This is a genomic window from Terrihalobacillus insolitus (genome assembly GCF_028416575.1).
GTDB classification, from domain to species: Bacteria; Bacillota; Bacilli; order Bacillales; family Amphibacillaceae; genus Terrihalobacillus; species Terrihalobacillus insolitus.
In genome coordinates this window covers 21,864-28,450 of the sequence record NZ_JAMQKB010000028.1, presented here as the reverse complement: position 1 = coordinate 28,450, position 6,587 = coordinate 21,864, and the positions used below count along the sequence as shown (strand labels likewise).

Genomic DNA, 6,587 nt, shown 5'->3' with positions numbered 1-6,587 from the left:
GGTTATAATGTTAATAATTGTAATCCAATTAGGGTGGGCTTAGTTCAGTATTGCCTTTTTTAAGTAACAACGCCTTCAAAGCAGCAAGGTTTATTAATATTTACCTTGACATAATACCGCTGCTCTAAATCTGTTTTCTTTTCAATATAATTTTTAAAAACTTTCACGATAATTGCATATGTAAAAAAACATTAAAGTTATAAGAATATATAACTTATTTCGCTGTTTCATTATGGCCAAACAGGATCACTACTAATTGTTGCTTGTGTATTCGCACTAGCAATAATTTCAGATTTTTGCCAAACAGGTTCATCCTTCGAATCTAACGAATTGATAAAGAATATTGAAGTAAATATCAATGATGTCGTTAGTAAAAAGATTCTTTTTTTCATAATCACACCTCATTATACGTTAATATTTTATTAATTATAAATATATTATCATTACATAGTGTGTGTCAACTTATAATTTTTAAATAAATGTTAATATTTTATTCATTGAAATTTAAGGTGATATTGTTTATAGTATATGCTTAGGGGGAGTTTAGTATGGAAACGATTGGTCAAAGAATTAAAAATAGGCGTAAGGGTCTAGGGTTAACACAAGGGGATTTATCCGACCAAAATTTAAGTCGTGGAATGATAAGTCTAATAGAGAGGGATCAAACAACCCCTTCTATTAGAACATTAGAAATTATTGCATCTAAGTTAGGTGTTACAGTTAGTGATCTACTAGGGGAAGCAAAAAAAAATGAAGATACTAATATCTTCAATACTAAGGATGTACAAAGAATTATAAGCATGTGTAAAGCTTTAATTAATGCTAAAAAATATGATGATGCTGAAACATCCTTAAATGAATTACTTTCTTTATCTCAGGGTAATATCCCCTATAAGGGGACCATTTTGAAACTTCTTGGTTCTATATATTTTGATAAAAATGATTACAAAAAGGCAATAAATACATTAAGTGACGCACAACTATTAATTACTCCATTTGATCTAGAAGAGCATTTTGAAATATATTATCAATTATCTATGTGTTACCGATATCTTGATAATTATTACTTAGCTATCGAAAGTGGTTTATATGCGTCTATACTCTTAAGGTCCAAAAACAATGATAAATACGATACATTACTACATTTAAAAATTCTATACAATCTTGCACACTGTCAGTGTAGAGTAGAACAGTTCAAACAAGGATTAGTGACTATTGAAGAGGCAATTGAATTAATGAATAATACCGATGTTTATTATTCAGAAGGCTCATTTTATATGTTAAAGGGTCTGGCAAAGTTATACTTGAGGGATTTTAAGGATGGAATACAGGCTACAAAACGGGCTTTAAAAATTCTTAATCAATCGAAGGAACCGGAAAAGGTTATAGGTTGCCTTACCAATATGGGTATATTATTAAGAGTTGTTGAAGAATACGAGGAGTCAATTAACGTATTAAAAAAAAGTTTAGCCTTATCTTTGGATTTACATAAGGATTGGTATATAATTAATAATTTGTTTGAATTGACAATAACAAATTATACTGCAGAAAAATACAGTGCAGCAGAAGATTATGCCCAACGTGGAATTTTGAAAGCAAGCAGTTATACATCATTAAAAGCAAAACTATTGTTTGCAATGTTTTTAATAAAATCAAGTCAAAATTTATATGGAGAGGCATTAACTTATATTAATCAAAGTGAAAGTTTGTTTATAGAGAATGGAGATATGAATTTTCTTGCTAAATGTTATTCAGAAAAGGCTAGAATCTTATCAGAACAAAACTTAATAAATGATGCTAATAAATTATTGAGAAAATCAAACGACTTATTACTAAGCCAGCATAGTATAATATTAATTTAATAAAAATCTGTTATTTAAGACGTACTCAATAGATGGTTAATAAAGTGCTTTAAATAGCTTTTTCTAGTCAGCACCAGGCCAATACAGATAACTACCAATCTTGAAACACTTTTCTATAACTAAAAAACCTACCCCTAAAGCTGTGCAGTGACAATAAAGCCATTTTAAAAGAGTGATTTACATACATTCTAGTTGTTGTAAAACGGTGGAATTTGTTTCTTACATTTGTTTTCAAACAACTTTATTGTCACTCAACATCTTCAACTACTATTTACACCAATTAACCTCAACCTGTTAGTTAATTACTCTTAAAAAACCTAAAACCAAATAGCATATTCCATTAAGAAAAGGGTGAAAGTTCAAAAAATATGCAACAATATAGAAAAGTCGAAAATTCCTTAGCGTAGGAAAAGTCGGCTTTCTTTATGTCGAATTTTGCTTAGCGTATGTTTTCCGCGTTTTGTTGGTAGGACCCCACTACCTATGGCTATTTTCCCAAAGACAGCTCAACATCGTAAACACTATTTTAAAAATTATTAGAATAAGCTATCGCGCTTACGCTTGCTTTCTTCTAATTCGCGTTAGCTTGCTCTGCAAGCACACGCTCATTTACGAAGCTACGCCCTCCACCACTAAGGAGGAAAGAGCTATTCAATTATCAAGGTGCAAATCTAGCTTTTTAGAGACCTCAAAAATAGGTCTAAACATAATATACAAGGAGGGATAAACGTGGATGAAAAAAACAAAAAGGAATTTAAGAAAAACGAGCCTGACGTAAAATCATATCAAGAGTTGAACGAGGAAATTTCAAACAACAAAAATATCAAGCACATGCAACCAACACCCCAGCCAAAAGACTTTGAAGAAATTGAGTATTAATCCTTTTTTTTTTAGAAATACATGTTACATGTATCTTATTCGTGTATCCATGTTTAACGTTTTGTTACCTTACCACGCATCAATGCGAAACACCTGAATATTAGGAATATGGGAACTCATTGATGATTGAGTCATGAGAATTACAATTTAAACACAAAAGTAAGGCAGCTGCAAATTAAACAGCTGCCTGCTTGTATTCGGACAACATCAAATAATTGTCATTCATCTATTTCACCACCCAAAACTTATTGGTTCGCCCGGGCCGCATTCTTCATAGCGCGGTTTGTTTGTTCAACCCTCCAGTAATAACTCCGTTTCTTCTCCATAAGGAATGTAAACAACCCCACCATCAAATGGAGCTGTTTCAATGGTATTGGCTACACCCGCAAAGGAATCTAAACACATAGCTGTCTTCCCAGTTTTAAATGGCATACATTTTTATATTCTAAATAAATTTATATTAATGATTGACTCCGTACCATGGTACACACTATATTATGAGCTTATAGGGGGTGAGCAACAGATGAAAGGATTATCATCAAGTGAAGTAGCAAAAGAGTGTAATATCAATGTTGAAACAATTAGATATTATGAGAGGCGTGGTCTTTTACCAGTAGTACCTCGTACGGAATCAGGTTACCGAGTTTTCTCAACTGAAATCGTTGATCGAATTAAGTTTATTAAGAGGGCTCAAGAATTAGATTTTTCACTTTCTGAGATTAAGAAGTTAATTAGTATAACAGAAAACGATAGCAGCTTTACTTCTCAAGAAATACAGCAATTTGCTCAGCACAAGTTAGCAGAAATCGAATCAAAAATAAGTGGTTTAAAAAGTGTTCAGTCCATACTACACGATTTGCTTGAAAGGTGCTCTGGTAAAGGCCCTATTTGTGAGTGCCCTATCATGCAAAACTTATTAGTAGATGGAAACAAACGGAAATGATATCTGTAATGAATTACTTATGTATGTGTGCACAATGAACGTGTTGCCTCTCAAGGAACAACCGAAAAATTTTTCATTCTCAAACCCCCTATGCGGGTATTATGAGTAATGATACATCATTTTATTATAAAATTCATTAAAGAACAAAGGAGGAACTCAAAATGTCTCAAGTTGGAAAAATTACTTTAAAGGTAAAGGGTATGCATTGTGATGGTTGTGAAAATCGTGTACAAAAAGTGTTATCTGAAGTTGTCGGTATCACCAAAGTGAACGCCGATCACCAAACTGGTGAGGTTGAGGTGCGTGTAACACCTGCAGTTTCAAAGGATGAAATTACAGAAAAAATTACACATCTTGGGTACGAGGTCATTTAATCTTTAAATGGTTTTAGGGTTTTAGGGTTTTAGGCCCCCACCTCTAAGCGAAGCGTAGGTGGGAATTTCCAATCAGGTGGAGTCGAGACTCCATCTGATTCCCCGACGTTTCAGCTTGCTGAAACGAGTTCGCTCTGGAGGTCACTGTGGTCTACTTAAATCAAAGTGAAAGGAGTGGTGAGAAGTGACTAATACAAATGAAAAATTTCATACAAAAATAGGTGGCATGTCTTGTTCGTTTTGTACTGGTAGTATTCAAAAGGCCATTCTTAAAATGGACGGTGTTCAATCCGTTAATGTCTCACTATCACATGAAGAGGCATTAATACAATATGAGTCGAACAAAGTGAAGTCAGATCAACTCATTAAAACAATTAAAAGCTTAGGCTATACAGTGAGAGATCCTGAAAAGCTTAAGACATTTGAAGAAGAAGCAGCAGAAGTTCGAAAAGAAAAAAACCGATTGTTCCTTTCGGCAGGCTTTGCAGCAACTACATTTGGATTAATGGTGGCTATGTGGTTTGATGTGATGTTCCCTTGGTTCAAATGGGTGGCGATGACCTTAGCGTTAGTCACCGTTTTCGGAACAGGTTGGTATATTTTAAAAATGGCTTTTGCTTCTCTTCGCAGAGGAATACTGAATCAGCACGTATTGCTTGAGTTTGGAGCTTTTGGTGGTTTACTTGGAGGTTTTCTCGGATTTTTCTTACCGGGGTTTCCAATTTTAGACTTCTTCGCTGTTGCGACATTTATTACAACGTATCACATTCTATCAGGTTATGTATCTAAGCTTGTACGGACCCGAAGCTCTCAAGCCGTTCGAAAGCTAATGGATCTTCAACCTGACACGGCGCGGGTGATTCGAAATGGTGAAGAAGTGGAAGCTGCTATAGATGAGGTGCAAATAGCTGAGCACGTTCGAGTGAGGCCTGGTGACCGTGTTCCTCTTGATGGAAAAGTGTTCAAAGGAGAATCTAGTGTTGATGAAAGTTTGGTAACAGGTGAGTCTATTCCAGTTGAGAAAGGAATTGGGGCAGAAGTTATTGGTGGTTCCATTAACCAATCTGGAACACTTGTATTTGAAGTGACAAAAATTGGATCAGAAAGCTTTCTGCAACAAATAGTTCGTCATGTCGAAGAAGCTCGAGCACTAAAACCGAATATTATTCAATTGCTGGATTTGGTTCTAAAATATTACGTTCCAGGTGTTCTTGGTTTTGCTGGATTGGCTATTCTTACATGGACATTTGGAGCATGGTTAATGAATGGAGATCTAAATGGTTCGAGATCAATATTTGCGACATTAGCTGTGTTGGTAATGGGGTACCCATGTGCCCTAGGTATGGCGGGGCCGCTAGCGATGATCCGTGGTGGTGGTTTAGCTGCCGAACAGGGTATCTTAATGCGCTCAGGGGAAGCATTCGAGATTTTCAAAGATATTAAAAAAGTTGTCCTTGATAAAACTGGAACGATCACAAAGGGTGAGCCTGAAGTCGTTCACGTTCTAGCATTATCCGGCTATAATCAAAATGAGGTTTTACAATGGGCAGGTAGTGCGGAAAGTGTCTCGGAACACCCACTTGCCCAAGCAATTGTTAACCAGGCATTAGATGAAAATATCGAATTAGAAGATGTCGAAAAGTTTGAATCGATCACTGGTCATGGTATCGTTGCAAAAATTGGCGAAGACATGATCCGTATTGGAAGTCCTCGTTATCTTGAAGAGCAAGGGATTGATTTTAGTGAAAAACAAAAAGAAAAAGAAGACTTAGAATTACAAGGACGTACGGTTGTTGGTGTTGCAAGAAATGATAAAGCTATTGGTTTTATCGCAATTGCTGATACGTTGAAAGAAGATGCAAAAGAAGCGATAACACGCATGAAAGAAGCTGGCCTAGAACCAATAATGATTACAGGTGATAATGTGAGAACGGCTCGTGCTGTTGCTAAACAAGTAGGTATTGATCGGGTCATGGCACAGGTTCTTCCCAATGATAAGGCGGAAAATGTTCGTAAACTACAACAAGAAGGATATAAAGTTGCAATGGTAGGAGACGGAATTAATGATGCACCAGCACTCATGCAAGCCGATATTGGTATCGCTATCGGGGCTGGAACCGATATTGCAATTGAATCATCCGACGTTATCCTTACAGGTAATCGATTAGGTGGAATGATGGATGCTTATCGTATTGGAAAAGTCAGCTATCGAAAAACCGTACAAAACTTAATCTTAGCCTTTACGTTTAATGGAGTTGGTGTACCTCTTGCTGTAACGGGATGGGTTCACCCTGTTTGGGCAATGATTGCAATGGTTCTAAGTGTTACAACTGTTTTAGTAAACTCTTTTGGTGGCAAGGTTCTCTCTGGTTCGAAGGATACGAAAACGAAAAAAGCATCTTAAAAAAAAATAATGTGAAGGCAAAGCTAAGGAATGCGTCATTCACACTGTTCCAGCTGTCGCGATTAATGGTAAGCTTGTAAATTGCTGTACAAACAGTGGTGTCGATATAGCTTTAAAACAAGCAG

Annotated in this window: 6 protein-coding genes; 5 read left to right on the top strand and 1 reads right to left on the bottom strand. The window is 35.7% G+C overall.

The genetic code is table 11. The annotated features are described in order from the left end of the window. Window positions 1–230: 230 nt before the first annotated feature. Entirely contained in the window at window positions 231–392 is a 162-nt protein-coding gene (locus tag NC797_RS16350; protein WP_272437887.1) for a hypothetical protein, read from the bottom strand. Between the two features lie 156 nt (window positions 393–548). Between NC797_RS16350 and NC797_RS16345 the strand changes: the two genes are divergently transcribed. The 5 genes from NC797_RS16345 to NC797_RS16325 all read left to right on the top strand — a co-directional run bounded on the left by NC797_RS16345 (window position 549) and on the right by NC797_RS16325 (window position 6,462). After that, window positions 549–1,862, top strand: coding sequence for a helix-turn-helix domain-containing protein (locus tag NC797_RS16345; protein WP_272437886.1), 1,314 nt, complete (start codon window positions 549–551; stop codon window positions 1,860–1,862). 729 nt (window positions 1,863–2,591) lie between these two features. Continuing rightward, the gene (locus tag NC797_RS16340; protein WP_272437885.1) at window positions 2,592–2,741 is read left to right on the top strand and encodes a hypothetical protein; all 150 of its coding nucleotides are present in this window, start codon (window positions 2,592–2,594) and stop codon (window positions 2,739–2,741) included. Between the two features lie 523 nt (window positions 2,742–3,264). After that, window positions 3,265–3,684, top strand: coding sequence for a MerR family transcriptional regulator (locus tag NC797_RS16335; protein ID WP_272437884.1), 420 nt, complete (start codon window positions 3,265–3,267; stop codon window positions 3,682–3,684). 161 nt (window positions 3,685–3,845) lie between these two features. Continuing rightward, window positions 3,846–4,058, top strand: coding sequence for a heavy-metal-associated domain-containing protein (locus NC797_RS16330; protein WP_272437883.1), 213 nt, complete (start codon window positions 3,846–3,848; stop codon window positions 4,056–4,058). A 184-nt stretch (window positions 4,059–4,242) separates the two neighbouring features. Further along, entirely contained in the window at window positions 4,243–6,462 is a 2,220-nt protein-coding gene (locus tag NC797_RS16325) for a heavy metal translocating P-type ATPase (RefSeq protein WP_272437882.1), read from the top strand. Window positions 6,463–6,587 lie beyond the last annotated feature (125 nt).